General features: G+C 61.0%; 6 protein-coding genes and 1 pseudogene. 3 read left to right on the top strand and 4 right to left on the bottom strand.

Annotated features, from left to right (window positions below; all coding sequences use genetic code 11):
* Positions 1-168 precede the first annotated feature (168 nt).
* Together pulA and EKD05_RS02795 are read right to left on the bottom strand one after the other, a co-directional pair.
* Complete coding sequence (gene pulA / locus EKD05_RS02800) at positions 169-6,804, bottom strand: pullulanase-type alpha-1,6-glucosidase (RefSeq protein ID WP_129670793.1); 6,636 nt, start codon at positions 6,802-6,804, stop codon at positions 169-171.
* Positions 6,805-7,367: 563 nt separating this feature from the next.
* Positions 7,368-8,222 (bottom strand): annotated as a pseudogene (locus tag EKD05_RS02795) (transposase).
* Between the two features lie 624 nt (positions 8,223-8,846).
* Between EKD05_RS02795 and EKD05_RS02785 the strand changes: the two are divergent.
* The 3 genes from EKD05_RS02785 to EKD05_RS02775 all read left to right on the top strand — a co-directional run bounded on the left by EKD05_RS02785 (position 8,847) and on the right by EKD05_RS02775 (position 9,985).
* Complete coding sequence (locus EKD05_RS02785; RefSeq protein ID WP_129670790.1) at positions 8,847-9,116, top strand: hypothetical protein; 270 nt, start codon at positions 8,847-8,849, stop codon at positions 9,114-9,116.
* Positions 9,113-9,511 carry a type II toxin-antitoxin system VapC family toxin gene (locus EKD05_RS02780; protein ID WP_129670789.1) on the top strand — a complete coding sequence of 133 codons (399 nt, stop codon included), beginning with the start codon at positions 9,113-9,115 and terminating at the stop codon, positions 9,509-9,511. The genes EKD05_RS02785 and EKD05_RS02780 overlap by 4 nt, the downstream gene beginning before the upstream one ends.
* A gap of 252 nt (positions 9,512-9,763) precedes the next feature.
* A complete protein-coding gene (locus tag EKD05_RS02775) occupies positions 9,764-9,985 on the top strand; it encodes a hypothetical protein (RefSeq protein ID WP_129670788.1) in 222 nt (73 codons plus the stop codon).
* Positions 9,986-10,068: 83 nt separating this feature from the next.
* Here the strand turns inward: EKD05_RS02775 and EKD05_RS02770 are convergent, their stop codons facing one another.
* Together EKD05_RS02770 and EKD05_RS02765 are read right to left on the bottom strand one after the other, a co-directional pair.
* Positions 10,069-12,123: a hypothetical protein gene (locus EKD05_RS02770; RefSeq protein WP_129670787.1), complete on the bottom strand. Its 2,055-nt coding sequence runs from the start codon at positions 12,121-12,123 to the stop codon at positions 10,069-10,071.
* A 5-nt stretch (positions 12,124-12,128) separates the two neighbouring features.
* A complete protein-coding gene (locus EKD05_RS02765; RefSeq protein ID WP_129670786.1) occupies positions 12,129-12,797 on the bottom strand; it encodes a nitroreductase family protein in 669 nt (222 codons plus the stop codon).
* Positions 12,798-12,808 lie beyond the last annotated feature (11 nt).

The raw sequence follows: 12,808 nt of genomic DNA, 5'->3' as shown, positions 1-12,808 counted from the left end.
CAGCACACCCACGGGTTTAGCTCACCCCTGCTCCGATCCCGCCGTCGGGTCGTTCGTTGTGCGACGGCTCAGTTCCGCTGATTAGCTTGTAACGTACATTCCTTTGCCAGGCGTTGGTAGGCCCCCTCCCCAAGGGTGAGCTTCGGGAGGGGTGCGTGTTGGGCGCGGTTACCGTCCGGCGATGGGCATGAAGATCCGCGTGCGTTCGTCGGTGAAGACGACCGTGGCGCGGCCCGGGACGGTGAAGGTGCCCGTGGCTGAGTCGAAGCTGGCACTACGCACCGCTAGATCGACGGACGTGCCATGGATCGGGTGCAGACGTAGCTGCGCGTCTGCCAGGGCTGCGGCGGTGAAGGTGACTGGCTCGGGGGCCGCGTTGAACAGCACGACGATCTGCTCGCGCTGCGGATCAAGGTCGCGCGTACCGTTGTCGTTGATTTGCATGACGATCAGGCCCGGGATCTGGTCGGCCCCGGTGTTCATAAAGCTGACCTGGGCGATCACTTGCTCGGCGGTACGCAGGCGGAAGAGCGGCGAGCTCCTGCGGATCTGCAGCATCTCGCGGAAGTGGTAGTGACCAAGGTCAAGCTCGGCCCGTCCGGGCTTGATCTCCTCGCGCACGAGCACCGAGCGCAACACACCCCAGTTGTTGTTGTTCTCGCCCTGGGACGGCAGACCTGAACCCCAACCATGCTCGTTGCGCGTCCAGTCGATGCGGTTGAACCAGTCGCCCGCGTCGTAGCTGTTGCGGTCGCCTGACTTCGAGCGCAGCAGATCCTGGCCCGCCTGGAAGAAGGGGATGCCCTGACCTAGCATCGCGACACTGACCGCCAGGTTGTGCATGCGCACCCGGTCGGCTAGGGTCGCCGCCGCTGGGGCCTTCAGCTGCACCGCGTCGAAGAGGGTCTCGTTGTCGTGGGCCTCGACGTAGGTGATCACCTCTTGCGGGTCAAGGGTGTAGCCGCCCGGCGCACCGTTGTAGGTCACGTCTTCGCCGTTGACGACCCGCCCGGTGCGGTTTTCCAGCGGGAAGAAGGCTAGATTGCCGGTCAAGCCTACGCGAATCAGGTCAGTCGCGTCCAGCAGGTTGTTGCGCTGCTCGGCTGCGCTGCCCTGGTTCAAGTCGTTCGGGTCGGTGAAGAGCCCGGTCGCGAAGCCCTGGCGCCTGGCACCCTCGCCACTGTCGAAGGGGCCGCCCCCGCGTACGGCGTCACGCAGGCGATCCGAGAAGGTGGCAATCCCGGTACCCGCCATGTTGCGCTGGGTCGCGTTGAGGCCACGCTGCCCGTCGGCCACCTCGCCAAAGTTCCAGCCCTCACCATAGAGCATAATCTTTGCCCCGTCCACGCCGTCCTTCGCAAGCGTGAGTGCATCAAGGGCCGCCCGTACGTTGAGCATGTTCGCGCGCGTGTGGTGGCCCATCAGGTCGAAGCGGAAGCCGTCCACCTTATATTCGCGCGCCCAGAGTACCAGCGACTCGATCATGAGCCGTTCCATCATGGCGTGCTCGGTGGCCGTGTTCGCGCAGCAGGTGCTGTTTTCGACCACGCCGTCGGCATTCAGGCGGTGGTAATAGCCGGGAACGACGCGATCAAGCACCGACTTCTCGCTCTGACCGGCGGCGTTGGTATGGTTGTAGACCACGTCCATCACCACGCGCAAGCCGTTCTCGTTCAGCGCCTGCACCATCTCGCGGAACTCGAGAATGCGTGGCGTCCCGTTCGGGTCGGTGCTATAGCTCCCCTCGGGTACGCTGTAGTGGAAGGGATCGTAGCCCCAGTTGAAGCCGTCGAGATTGCGCACCTCGTTGCTGATGCGCTGCTGCTCTTCGCTGTCAGGTGATAGCGCACGCAGTTCGGGGAAGCGGTCGAGCAACTCGGTGCGAGCGTTGCGGTCCTCGTTGATGGTCGCAATGTCAAAGACTGGCAGCAAGTGGATGTGGGTCAGACCATCTTCGGCCAACTCGCGCAGGTGGCGCATGCCGTTACTGTCGCGCTGCGTGAAGGCTTTGAACGTCCCACGCTGGAGCAACGGTACGCTCTCATCGGTGATGCTGAAGTCGCGCACATGCAACTCGTAGAGCACAACATCCTCGAAGGCTTCGAGCGTAGGCTTGGCGGTCGCATCCCATCCACTCGGCTTGAGCGCCGCGTTGTTCAGGTTGACAATCTGGCTACGCGTACTATTGGTCGCCAGACTGATCGCGTAAGGATCGGTGACCTGGTTGGTCTCAACCCTGCCTGTGCTCGGCACAAAGACGCTGACCTCGTAGAGGTAGAACTGCCCGTCGCGGGTAGTCGGTACCTCAATGCTCCAACTGCCCGACGCGTCGTCGCGGGTCATGGCAAGGCGCTCGGGCGTGCTCACAACCGCCGTGTCAAAGAGCAGCAGGTTGACCGCCTGCGCCGTCGGTGCCCAGAGCCGCAGCGTGATAGCCGGGGCCTGAGCCAGTTCTGGCGCACCGTAGCTCACGCCCATGGGCAGCGCGGCGGCGGCAGCGGCATAGAGATCGTCAAGTACACCCGGGATCTGCACCCCGGTCACTTCGATCAGGCCGAGTTGGTCGTTGCGGGCCGAAATCCAGACCTGACCGCGCAGCATCTCCTTGATCTGCTCGGCACTCAGGCTATGGGTCAGGCGGGCATGGTCATTGCCAGCGAGGTGCGGGAACTTCGTGGCGACCGCACCAGTCAGGCCGCTGCCGGCCAGGGTCAGCGTCACACTCGTGCCCCCCTGCACGGCACCATCAACCACACTCATGCCCCCGTTGGCAGCATAGTGCAGCGTGTACTCGACCTGGCTACTAGCCAAGACCGGCCAGGCCAGCGTATTCTGGCTCACCCAATGGGCGCGTTGCTTGCTCACGGCATTGCCCTGGCCCAGCGTACACCCGGCCTCCACCGGCACGATGTAGGGGTAACTACCGGGCATATTCTGCAGCACCCAGATCTCGTGGCCGGTGCCATTCAGATCGAGGAACTGGTCGGCCTCTTGATCCTTCTCGTTGCCACGATGGATGATATAGGCCCAGCGTGGCGCATCTGGTTCGAGTTCAACCTGGAAACCAATCCCGAAGCTATCCTGGGGCAGATTGGGCTTGAAGGGCGTTTCCCAAGCGGGGTTCGGCGTCTTGGTTCCGGCCCAAAGATGCAGGCCCCAGAAGTCGTTGAAGTTGGTGCTGGTAAAGTCACCATAGTCGCCAGCCGGGCGGTGGTAGCGCAACGTCGCCACATTCAGCGCCTGGCTCAGCGAGCGATTGTTCGCCTCGTCGCCACTGTTGACCCAGAGCGCAGGTTGCTCGGATGGGATGAAGGTGCGGTCAGGATCGGTATCCTTGACCCCGTTGTTCATCACGATCACGCCAATCTGTTTGGTTGCGTCGGTCAGTTGGATCCGCACAAAGCGCCCAAAATCGTCGGTGCCGGTAAAGGGCCGGTTGGCGGGCCAGGCGGTCTGTTCGCTTGGGTCAACCCCATCGCCAAAGACATAGACGCCCCAGCCGTCGTAGACCCCATCGGGGCGGTTGTAATGCACGGTGATAAAGCCCTGAGCTTCGGCCTGCGAGGTATAGATCGCCGCATCGCCGCCCTTCAGGAAGATCTGCGGATGCTCCTGAGGGATAAAGCTACGATCGCCGCCGGGGTCACGCGTATCGGGCACACTATCACCGCCGGGTTGGTGGACGATGAAGTTGACCGGCTTGGTCGGGTCTTTCAGGCGTACCCAGGCGAATGCGCCATAGTCGGTGCGCCCCAAGAACGGCTTGGGCGCGTTCCAGTCGGTCGCTTCGCCATCAGCGATTGCGTCGCCCCAGAGGTGCAGGCCCCAATCGTCGTAGTTGCCATCCTCGCGGTAGTAGTGGATGACCGCAAACTCGTACTCGACCGTACAAATCGGCGGAATGCCCAGACTCACGATGCTGGTGGCCGAGTTGAAGTTGCCCTCGGCCCCAAGCAGGTCGGTCACAACGGCCTTGAAGGTGAGTTCAGCCCCGGCAGGCAAGCCCTGCGGATCGAAGAAGACCCGGTAGGGCGCATTGGTATCAGTGCCCAGATGCTGGAACGCAGCCCCGTCGACACTGACCGCAAACGAGACTTCAGCAAAGGCGTTGCCAGCGACACTGGCCGCCACCTCGATCAAGCCCGTCCCGAGCACGACTGTGCCACTGACCGGCCCCGTGAGGCTGATCGCCGGGCCGATTGGGGCAGCCGTGATTATTGCATTCGCCGCCAGATCGCTCTGCTGTTGATAGACAACCACACTCAGGGCGGGTACGGTGATTTGCAGCCGCCCATTGGCCCCCGTCACTGCCTCGCCTTCGGCCCCATAGATTGCCGCAAAGGTCGTATCGGCGGCAAAGGTGGCAATGGTCACGGTGCGTTCCGTCGTCGCATTATTGGCCGCGACGACATACTCGACCTGCTGTTCACGGTCAATGCGCGAGAAGGCATAAACGCCGCTGTCACCGCCTTCAGCGAGACGCTCGATCTGGGCCCCAACCTGCAGCGCCGGATGCGCCGTGCGCAGGGCAGCCAGGTCAGTCAGACCGCGGTAAAGCGGGTGGGTCGGGTCAAAGTTGTCATCGGCGGTGGTCTTCGTGGTGCCGATCAGGTCTTCGGCATTGTAGCTTGCCACCTGGCTTGGGAACATATTCTGGCGGGCATCCTTATCGTTGCCATCGTCGTTGCCGGTGAAGCCCTGCTCGTCGCCGTAGTAGATGATCGGCACACCACGGGCGGTGAACATCACCCCATAACCAAGCAAGATCCGCTTGACGCGCAACTCGTCGGCATCGTCCTGGGGGGTGCGCAGCCGATTACCGAGGCGGCCCACATCGTGGTTGCCGAGGAAGGTCGGCAGGTTGTAGGCGTTCTGCTCGGCAGTCGTGTAGAAGTCATCACCCCGGAAGAGACCCTGGAGCCGCCCGGGGCCGGCGCTGGTGGTGGCGAAGTCGCCCACCGAATAGTTGAAGTCGAAGTCGAGAATAGCCGGGAATTCACCTTCGCGGGTGAAGCGGCTAAGCACGGCAGGATTGCCATCAAAGACCTCACCGAAGATAAAGAACTCGGGCTTGCCCTCAGCGGCGGCATGGGCGCGGATCGCCGGCACAAACTGCTGCCAGAACTCCATATTAACGTGCTTGACCGTATCCACACGGAAGCCGTCAATGCCGAACTCGCTGATCCAGAACTTGTGGATCTCAAGCATGCCCTCAACCACTTCGGGGCGTTCGGTAAAGATCCCATCGAGGCCAACGAAATCGCCGTAGAGGTCGCCCTCCGAGCCATCGAAGGCCGCGTTGCCACGGTTATGGTACATCGTCGGGTCATTGAGCCAACTCGGCGTCTTGGCCGTCGCATCAGCGGGTTCGGGGAAGAAGGGCCGTCGCGGGAAGCTGAAGCGATTCATCGCGGGGAAGCGCTCGGCAAAGAGAAAGTCCCGGTCATCGAAGATATTGCCGCCGGCATCGCGATAGGGCACTGCGGCCCGCGAGACATAGGTTGTATTGCCGTCCTCGGGCGCAATCACATCGGCGGTATGGTTGGTAATAATGTCGAAGAAGACCCGCATCCCCCGAGCCTGGGCTGCCTCGACAAAAGCCTTCATCTCGGCATTGGTGCCGAAATGGGGGGCGATCTGCGTGAAATCGACCGGCCAGTAGCCATGATACCCCGCCGAACAGTCGTCAATTGATGGCTCCTTGGTGCGGTCACACTGCACGGGCTTATTCTTGAACATGGGCGTCATCCAGATCGCGGTGACCCCAAGGTTCTCAATGTAGTCAAGGTTGGCCTGGAGCCCGGCCAGGTCGCCGCCGTGGTAGTAGCCCTTATTGGTGGGCAAAAAGCCCGTCTGAAGCGGATCATCACCGACGATGCCACCGCGATCATTGGACGGCTCGCCATTGGCAAAGCGGTCGGGCATCACAAAATAGAAGATCTCGCCCTGGTTGATGGCATCACTGACCGGGGGTTGGATCAAAGCGGCGTCTTCGGCAGGCGGCGGCGGCGGTGGCGTCGTCGCAATAACCTCGACGCTCACCGTATTGTCGGCGGTATCGAAGCTAAAAACCACTTCAGCGGTATCTTCGCCCACCGTGAAGGGGACATTATTGCCGTTGTCGCCGTAGTTCGGATTGCCCCAATCCTCGTTGGTCGCAACTTTGAACCCGTAACTCCCGATGGGAATAGCGTCACTGCGGAAGGTATAGACGCCATCAGCGTCCACATCGCTCATCAGCGTGCGCAAGCAATCGGCCTGCCAATCGCCAGAACAGCCAAGTTCGCTATTGAAATCACCAGGAACGGTATAGATCGTATTGGCGAAGCTATTCGCGATGTAGTGAGTCTTGTGGTCATAGAAAAACCTGACCGAAGTTGTCGTGGTCAGGTTCAGCGTAAAGTTGGGGCCATTTTGTTGGAAATCACTGCCGTAGTTCTCGTCCCACGCCCCATTGAGCGCGATCTTGAACTCGTAATTGCCTGCTGGGATCGGGCCAAGGGTGCGCGCCCAGACCTCGTTGCCCTGATCTTGCAGGTCGTTGCCCTCGGGGGGCGTCGGGGTAACTGGCGTGACTCCGGGGTTCGTGGTACACCCGGGTTCCCAATCACCGCCAGCATTGCTACTCGTAGCCGTGCAGCCAAGTTCGCTATTAAAACTCCCAGGAACCGTCACGCGGGTAGGGGCAGCGGTTTGCTGAGCCAGGGTAAGGGGTGTCGCTGCCCCGGGGATCCCAAGCATGCTGAACAGAAGGGCAAACGCACAGAGGATCTGCACGGCCCGCCATGGCGTCCGACGTCGCATAGGTCGCTCCTTACAAAAAAACTTCAGCCCAACCGGGACGCAACAGCGCAATCCCGGAGACAGAAAGACGTGGCTGAAGAAAGCACGGGTCCTAACCCGCCCCCAACGCTGGGGAGATCAAAAGTTCTGTGAAGGATGCTGGATAGTTGCATTAGGAATTATATGGCTTATCGTAGGAGGTTGTCAAGCAACAGCCGTGGGCGGCTAGGGCTGATGCAGCTTCTTCCGTCGCCGTAAACGGCTCGACTTTTGGTTTGACGCGAAGGCGCAAAGGCGCAAAGGCGCAAAGGCGCAAAGATTGGAGCGTAGGAGCGCTGACCCTTCGCGGCTTCGCGGCTTCGCGTGAGCTTCTAGGAGCGCTGACCCTTCGCGCCTTCGCGGCTTCGCGTGAGCTTCTGTGCATGGTAGCGGAGTCGCATGCGCCGCGTAGCACGATGAACGCGGCGTGTTCGCGGTATAGCATAGACAAGACCATTTCGGTGGTACAATTACCTCGTATAGCACAGGTATAGCGGGTATAGGTGGTAAAAATGCTGTCTACTTCATCAATACCCTCGCCAAAATCATACCGCGATCGCCTCCGTTTCAGCCGGATGAATCCGACCAATGCCCGTTCTTCGGGTGATGGTGCGCTTCAATAAACTCGGCTCTGGGATTTCCGGAAGCATTTGTATCGTTTCCTCGACATATTTCAGGCCACGCTCGTGCGCCTTCAGATCCAACAGGCTGAATTCCGGATCGCGCTCGCGGCAGGGTCGGAGCAGACAGTACGAGAGATGACACAGAAAGAGCGCCATTTTGCGCGGGCGTCCGGGCTTGCGTTTGGGCGGGTCGGGCGTGGGCTGGGGTGCCGCGTCTTTGCGCGGGCGTCCGGGCTTGCGTTTGGGCGGGTCAGCACTCGGCCTGGTGGGGCCATCCGAACGCGAGGTGGGATGATTCGCATCCGGCGTGGGGGTGGCGTTCGCCGCGTCGTCTGGTTCGTTCCGCGCACGGAACATCTGGACAACCTGCATGGGGAACGAGATGCGCTGCTTGGGACTGATCAGCGCCAGGGTGAAGAAGGCCAGCCCCGGCACCGGCTTGCCCGCCAGGCTGGAAAAGAAGCGATCGAGTCCATGGGTCTCCGTTCCGGCTTTGGCCACGATCGTTTCATCACCAGCGAGGCTGGAGACATCGTCCGGATCGAGCAGATGCGTACAAAAGAAGTTCTAAAACAGATCGTCCCAGGGCAGGATCGAGGCGAAGAAGCGTTGGATGGTGCGATAGCTTCCGCCAGCGCCCGTCCAGCGGGAGATGCCCAGCATGGTGACCCGACCCGTCATCGCGAGGATCGCGGAGGTGATCCGGCTCCATTGCCGCAGGGTGACGGCCTTCACGAACGGGGCCAAACAACGCAAGCGTGTGAGAGGATCGTCCATGGGCTTTTGTGGTACTTTCGTTGGTGTTGGTTTGTTACCCCAACGAACGATACGACAAAAGCCCTTTGTGCGCTACGCTTCAGGCACGGCGTCTCACGTAGGCCGACGAAAATAGGACATGTATTCGATTTTCAAGGGGCCGATTTTGGCGAAGGTATTGCAAACTCCAGAGCCGCGTTTATTTGCGCGCATTATCGCCCGACGAACGGGTATTGGTCGGATTCATCCGGCTGAAACGGAGGCGATCGCGGTATGATTTTGGCGAGGGTATTGACAAGAGGCAAAGAGTTATGAAGGCGTTACTGAATCGCCTCGATACAAGCGGGATAGAGCAGTAACCAAGCCGCCCAACATCGGCTCGCACCTGACGCCGCTGGCGCGTCCGGGAACCTGGTGCGTTTTTCAAGCGCGTGGCGTGCCAACGCACGGTGCGATCTATCGAACCTGCCAGCGGCACCGCTGAAGCCCGGTGTTAGGCGGCAACCTTCAAGGCGGTAGCACATTTCAGCTCCCCTGGTACGCGCATATGTTCTATTTATGGTCATCTCACCATTTGCGCAAACCGCTTGCCTTCGGTACAATAGACCATCGTAGGCGTGAAAATCCTGACAAGGGAGGCCGTCCATGACCGCAAGCGTTGAACGCGTATTGCAGGCGGCGCAGCATCTGTCGCCCGCAGAACAATTAGAATTGATTCAAGCCATCTCGCAATCGCTGTTGCGCCAGTACCGACAAACGCCGTCGGATGCGATCCCTCGGCATGTGAAACGGACTGCACCAGTCACCGATCTGGCCCAGCTTACGGCCGATTTCTGGCCGGAGGACGAGTCGGCTGACGATATTAACGACTATATCGCGCAACAACGCCGTGAGGATCGGATGCGCGACCTATGACCACGGTCCTCCTGGATACCAATATTGTCTCGTACCTCTTCAAGCGCGACAGTCGTGCGGCGTTGTATGCTCCGCATCTCTTGAAGCGCGAGTTGGCGATCGCCATGATGACGATTGCGGAACTATTCCAATGGGCTGCTCTTCGCAACTGGGGGCAGTCCCGCGTGCAGCGACTCGAACAGCACGTGGAGCACTACACCATTTTGCCCGTCGATATCGATCTGTGTCGAGAGTGGGCCGAGGTACGCGCTACGCGGAGTAGAGCGGGCTTGCCGATTTCGCCGCAAGATGCGTGGATTGCCGCAACAGCGCTGCGCTACAAACTAGCGCTCGTCACCCATAATCCCGATGATTACCAAGCCATCCCAGGATTGACGATTATCACCGAAGCATAAGGTTGTTCCAGAACCAACTTGCGAAAAAACCGCATCCGAAAGCCGTAATGCGATTGCCGCCCAACCCGGCGTTGCAGTTGGCCCGCGCCGCGAGCGGCCCTCTTCAAGATCGTCGGCATACGGAAATCATTAACCAAGCGAAAGACCATCTGTCACTGACGGACGCCATCGAACAACGGGCAAACGATTTTACGCTCAGCGGTATCAAGCCCGTTGATGCCTTGCACCTCGCACTCGCCGAAGCTGGTTCGTATGAGTACCACCACTTATCTGGCCTTAACCGAAATAAACGAGATTGCCGTACGCGTGCTGGTGCAGGAACTCGGCATCGCGAACACCGCACGCTTTATCAACCAATTCACACGCGGTGTCGGCGATTCGCTTGCCGAAAAAGATCGCCTGTTTGGTCATATGACCGTGGCCGAGCTTGCTGCAGCAATTCGTCAAACAACAACGCCGCCCGGATCAAAATAACCGGAAGGAGATGGAGCGTTGGGCGGCGGCGTAACGGGCTGCGAGCACAGTGGAGTTCGTGTACCAACGGCGTTACGCACCCATCACAACGCCCCCGGCGGCAACAGATACCAGAGCACCCGGTTGCCCCAGGCGCTCAGGCTTTGCCAGAAGAGCCAGATGAGCAAGAGGCTGACGGTGATGCGCCCGGCTCGGCCCCGTTGCCAGAGCCACGCGCACCCGAGGCCGCTCAGCAGCGCGACCAGCGGGGCAATGAAGACCATGTGTTTGTTCCAGAGCCCGAACCATTGCTCGGCCACCGAGGTGGCGATCAGCAGCGCGGCGTAGCCAAGCCCCAGGTGCGTGATGAAGCGGTTCCGCCAGTTCCCCACCAGCACGATGAGCACAAGCCCAGCGAGCATGACCGGCCAGAGGCGAAAGTGCGCCGCGAGATGTTCGGGGAAGCTGTTGATCGGGGTGCCAAAAAAGCTGTCGCTGCCCCGCCCGACGCTCCCTTCGCTCGCGATGAGCCCAAGATAGGCTGGGATGGTGCGCTGAATGAGGGTGATGGTGTAGCTGCGGTAGACAATGACCCAGCCGACCAGAAAGGCTAGGCCGACGGCAGGCAGCAGGATCAGACCTTGACGCCGCGTGCGGCTTTCGCCCAAGAAAAAGAGGCTGCTCGCGATGGCAACGATGAGAAAGGGGATAAAGGCAAGATGCGTGACATAGGCGGCAATCGCGATGCCGAGCAGCATGATGGCGCTGCTCCAGCGAAACCACGCCTGGCCCTGCGGTGCCGGTTCCAGCGCCCATTGCAGCGCAACCAGAGCGAGCAGGGTGAGCCAGATGCCGATGGTGGTTGGGAAGCTGCCGTCGTGAAAGAAGAGGTAGCCGACCGGCAAGCCGGCGTAGATCAGGCCGCCCCACGCTGCCCCCCACATCCGCTGTGGCCCCTGGCGCATCAAGGCCAGAAAGAGAAGCGGGAAGGTCGCTTCGAGCAGGGCCGTGACGATTTTGACGGCCTTGATCAACTCAAAGGGGCTACCCCAGACGACGGTGAGCGGCAAGAGCAGGTAGTAGGTGACGAGGCTGTAAGGCACCGGTTCGCGGGTGCCCCATTCGTATTGTTGCTCGAGCCGCTCGCGCACGACCGCTTCTTGCCCATCGGCAATCAGCAGCAACTGATTTGCGCGGAGGCCATGGTCAATGTTGATAAACTGCGGGTGGAGCATCCCGGCAAGCCGGAAGACAAAGATGAGCAAGACGGCGAGCCGTAGCAGGGTCAGTGCCTGAGCATTGGGCGTCGGTCGGCGTTGGCGGAGATCGGGCAAACGAAGGATCAACGCGAGCACGAGCGCGTAGGTGAGCACCTCGACCAGCACGGACAGCGCCAGGGCGGCCTGCAGACGCAACGCGATACTCGTGCTCCCGCCCCCCGCGACCAACAGGCCCACCCCGAGACAGAGCAACCCACTAAGGCCCAGCGCGATCCGCGTTGCCACCCCGCTGATCCGCAGAGCCAGCAGGCTCAAGAGGGCTACGAGGCCGAGTTGCAGCGCCATCCCTGAAGGCGGCGGCACCACCCCTTGTTGGCGTGAGGCAAGCGTCAGTCGGTCGAGCGAGACGCCAAGCAAGCGCGGGTCATCGGCAACCCGAAAGCCGGGCACCTCAAGGTTCAGCCCAAAATCGCCACTGACCGGATCGCCCAAACCCGCCGGCACCAGCACCCACACCTCTTGCCTACCGTGGCGTACCTCTACCTCGGCGAGCACCTGCGCCCCACTGCTCAGACGTACCACCCGTCCGGGGGGCGCATCAGGAGGCCCAAAAAAGCGCAGGCGCACCTCGAAGGGGGCCGAACCAACGCCAGGCACACGGATCTGCGCCTGCTCGGTTGTCCAGCGCTGAAACCCAAACGCCCCCGCCTCAGGCGGATAGACGCCACGGAAGCTGAGGGGCGACGGGTTCGCGGCGAGCGCCTCATTGACCGTGACCGGGAACTGGTACCCCGCCACGATCATCAGCCAGGCCAAGAAAGGCACAACCAGCAGCGCCAACCAGAGTTGATCGATCAGCCTTTGGTGGGAAGAAGAACCGGCTGGCCGGGTTGCCTCCTGCCCACGCACGGCCTGGAGCAACGCGCTTGATCTGCCCATCCAGTTCAGGTTCCCTCGCCGGGCTCATCAGGCACACGGCGTTGCTTCCAGCCATTCCAGTGCGTACGTTCGCTGGCCGAGGCACGCTGCGCTGGGCGAAAATCGTCGCCGGTATAGTAGGCCACCGGCAACAGCACCGCCTGCGTCAGATGCGCCGGAAGCCCCAACAGCGCCGCGACCTCGGCTTCTTCCTGCAAGTGCAACGTTGTCCAGACCGCGCCGAGCCCCCGCGAGCGCAGGGCCAACATAAAAGACCAGGCCGCTGGCAAGATCGACCCATAGAGTGAAGCCTGGGCCGTAACACCTTGCTCTTCGACGCGCCCCTCGTAACAGAAGAGCACCATCACCGGAATTTCATGAAAATGCTCGGCCAGATAGATCGCCGAAGCTTGCAAAGCATTCGTCGGCGTATAACGCCCCCCGTGCGGACCCTGCGGCGCACCAAAATAGGCGGCAAACGAGCGCCGGTAGATCTCGGCGATGCTTTGGCGCAGCGTCGCATCAGTAATCACGACAAAATGCCAACGCTGGCGATCCGAGCCACTCGGTGCCTGAGTCGCGATCTCTAGACAGCGCTCGATCAACTCAGGTTCAACGGGGCGGGTCAGATCAAGCCGTTTGCGCACCGAACGGGTTGTCGTAAGCAAATGATCAATTGTCGCAAGATCAAACATAGCTTCTCTGC

This window comes from Candidatus Chloroploca sp. Khr17, from assembly GCF_004138165.1.
Lineage (GTDB): Bacteria > Chloroflexota > Chloroflexia > Chloroflexales > Chloroflexaceae > Chloroploca.
The sequence above is the reverse complement of the archived record's forward strand: the minus strand, read 5'-3'. Positions and strand labels throughout refer to the sequence as shown.

Coding starts and splice junctions, on each gene's coding strand:
- EKD05_RS02785 (WP_129670790.1), top strand. CDS start 8,847: ATGACCGCAAGCGTTGAACGCGTATTGCAGGCGGCGCAGCATCTGTCG.
- pulA (WP_129670793.1), bottom strand. CDS start 6,804: ATGCGACGTCGGACGCCATGGCGGGCCGTGCAGATCCTCTGTGCGTTT.
- EKD05_RS02770 (WP_129670787.1), bottom strand. CDS start 12,123: ATGGGCAGATCAAGCGCGTTGCTCCAGGCCGTGCGTGGGCAGGAGGCA.
- EKD05_RS02775 (WP_129670788.1), top strand. CDS start 9,764: ATGAGTACCACCACTTATCTGGCCTTAACCGAAATAAACGAGATTGCC.
- EKD05_RS02780 (WP_129670789.1), top strand. CDS start 9,113: ATGACCACGGTCCTCCTGGATACCAATATTGTCTCGTACCTCTTCAAG.
- EKD05_RS02765 (WP_129670786.1), bottom strand. CDS start 12,797: ATGTTTGATCTTGCGACAATTGATCATTTGCTTACGACAACCCGTTCG.